The organism is Vibrio galatheae, assembly GCF_000967545.1.
GTDB classification, from domain to species: Bacteria; Pseudomonadota; Gammaproteobacteria; order Enterobacterales; family Vibrionaceae; genus Vibrio; species Vibrio galatheae.
In genome coordinates, this window is the sequence record NZ_JXXV01000052.1 from 1 (window position 1) to 2,524 (window position 2,524).

At 39.3% G+C, this 2,524-nt stretch carries 3 protein-coding genes and 1 pseudogene; all 4 read right to left on the bottom strand.

Going from position 1 to position 2,524, the window contains the following annotated elements; genetic code table 11:
* Positions 1–29 precede the first annotated feature (29 nt).
* Positions 30–1,229, bottom strand: a complete 1,200-nt coding sequence (locus tag TW81_RS18670; RefSeq protein WP_045957248.1) for a hypothetical protein — start codon at positions 1,227–1,229, stop codon at positions 30–32.
* A 168-nt stretch (positions 1,230–1,397) separates the two neighbouring features.
* Positions 1,398–1,775, bottom strand: a complete 378-nt coding sequence (locus TW81_RS18675) for a nuclear transport factor 2 family protein (protein WP_045957249.1) — start codon at positions 1,773–1,775, stop codon at positions 1,398–1,400.
* A gap of 167 nt (positions 1,776–1,942) precedes the next feature.
* Positions 1,943–2,332, bottom strand: a complete 390-nt coding sequence (locus TW81_RS19150; RefSeq protein WP_239424418.1) for a GFA family protein — start codon at positions 2,330–2,332, stop codon at positions 1,943–1,945.
* Positions 2,218–2,524: pseudogene (locus TW81_RS19585) on the bottom strand (hypothetical protein); the annotation flags it as partial. The gene TW81_RS19150 and the pseudogene TW81_RS19585, both read right to left, overlap by 115 nt.

Genomic DNA, 2,524 nt, shown 5'->3' on the forward strand with positions numbered 1-2,524 from the left:
CTTCAAACTTGATACTAAGTGGATAGAAGTTAACATGCACGAAAAGGAGGTTCTGTTTTATAAAGATATGCCATTGCAATCTTCAAAGCCATCCAGCCTTCATATGTAAACATTTCTTGGGGGGCGCTTAAGGGAGACTCGATATATTTATACAGTGGGTTACTTTCATCAATACTCTCTATACTGATAAACTCCCAACTCTCCTCAGCAGCTTCCATTTCAGAATGAATACTAGCAATGTCTAATGTAGTTTCAGCAATAAAAAACAACTGCGGTTTACCCCCGCGTACAAGCTCTCTAGTAAACGCAAGCGGTATTAAATTATATTGATTGGGTCTAAGTCCAATTTCACTTTTTATTTCCTTTTCTATTCCTTTATAGAAGAAGTCAAATGACAAGGTGTTCGCAATAGTCTCATGTTCATTCCATGCAAATACTCCTGAAACAGAACAATGGAACTTTCCTAGCCCATTATCCATAATAGCTTGTTCATTTCCTCGAATAGGTACCAGCACTTCGTTTGTATCTGGATTAACAACAACAGCAGCAACACCTAAAGTATTTGCAAGTATTGATGACCTTAGAGGGGTTAGTAAGCCATTATGAGCTTTTTCATAGTCATTTCGAATCGTTAGCAGTGGATCCTCCCCTAACACCCCAGAAGCCCAATCTAAAGTTAGATTGGTCGCTACTTGATCGAAATAAGTAGCAGGCTGAATATGAACTTTATTCTCAGCTATATCAAAACTAGTTATACGGATTGAATAATCGTTTTGAAACTCACCTGTTCTATCGTCAATTTTGATCTTACCTAAAGCCTTAAATAGTTCTACTGCTTTTTCCGAATGTTCTTTTAAATAGTCTGGAACCATGTACTTTGCATCAATAAAACTTACTTCTAAATCATCTACATTTTTTCCATAAGAAAAACCTTTACTTCCTCTTCTCAGAGGTATGGTTTCAGCATATGGCGAACGACAAAATTTGTATTCTTTTTCTAGCTCATAATGACTGTAGTATTTAACTAGGTTATTGGTGTCAGATTCAACAAAAGGGTTTGCTCTGTCTTGAGCGTTTACTCCGGTTCTAGTTCGCTTTAACTTTCCTTTTTCAGCTAAAGGGATGTTCGCTGCGAAACCACCCACAATAGGAACACTAAGCTGTATAGTAGGATTTTCCTCTTTATAACGTTTCCAAAACCTTTTTAGACTTCCGATAACTACTTTCATTGAAAAACCTCGATGTTTAAATCCATATAACGCCGCGTTAAGTGGTGAACAACGCGACCACCTAACCTAAACTATTGTGCCGTAAACACTAAAGTTGATTCAAACCAAAACTGCCAAGCGTTGTGAATCCGTCTTAAACGCTTTGTTATATGCCTGTTTTCTCAAGCTTCAATTATGCTCTAGCTCGAATGGCGAACACGGTGTGCCTTGGTGATACTTGAGTTGCCAGCAAGTACCGGTAAATACCCAAATTGAACAACGTTTAGCAAAATCACTAACTTCGCCAAATTCACTTACCAGTGCTGACTCGTACCTCAGAAGTTGAACGGAAGGTTCTAGATGAATACATTCATACCTCTGTGAATGTATGCGAGTGCTTGAAGGTTCCTCACCTTCCATCATTTCGATGATTGAGTCGAAATCATAACTCGTACCTGATTTACCGACTTCCACAAAACTAGGATGGATTAGGCGCTCAATATCCGTTTTACTTTGACGTATTTCATACTGATGCAACTCGACCTCTTGCTCAATGAGAATATCCATTTGGTCTCCAAAACTTCAAAGGCATATAACGCCGCGTTAAGTGGTGAACAACGCCACCACCCAACCTAAACCATTGTGCCGTAAACACTTAAGCTGATTCAAACTAAAAATGCCAAGCGTTGTGAATCCGCCTTGAACGTTTTGTTAGGCAAATTTTCTTGCTCCAGCTATTTTCTCGATGGCTCGTGTCCTTCATACATTGGCAAGTTTATGTCTAGTTCTTCCCAGTTCCCTTTTGATGTGATGAAGTTATGCGAGATTGGTCGTTCAACTATATCACTGTCGATTACACCTAAGCGGATTCTAAGCTTCTCCGGTTTAGCTGAGTTTGAACTATAGATTGGCGAACCACATGTCGAACAAAAGTATTTACGTTTCCCTTCACTACTTTCGTAATACGTAAGAGTACCTTTCGCGTCACTAAGGTGGAGATCTGACTTATTTACATATCCATTCGTTGCAAAAGCACTGCCACTTGCTTTTCGACATAGTGAGCAATGACAATAAATAGGATCTGTAATTCCACCATGTAACTCGAACTGAATAGAGCCACACAAACAACTTCCTTTGTACATTTCGCCTCCGTGGGATGTAAATATTTGCCTAACGCCGTGTTAAGTGGTGAACAACGCACCACTTCACTTAATAGAAGCACCTCAATCACTGAACCAGAATTTGCAACCAAAACTGCCGAGCGTTGGGAATCCATCTTGAACACATTGTTAATAAACTTGGATTCAAGTACGAAG

Coding starts and splice junctions, on each gene's coding strand:
- TW81_RS18670 (WP_045957248.1), bottom strand. CDS start 1,229: ATGAAAGTAGTTATCGGAAGTCTAAAAAGGTTTTGGAAACGTTATAAA.
- TW81_RS18675 (WP_045957249.1), bottom strand. CDS start 1,775: ATGGATATTCTCATTGAGCAAGAGGTCGAGTTGCATCAGTATGAAATA.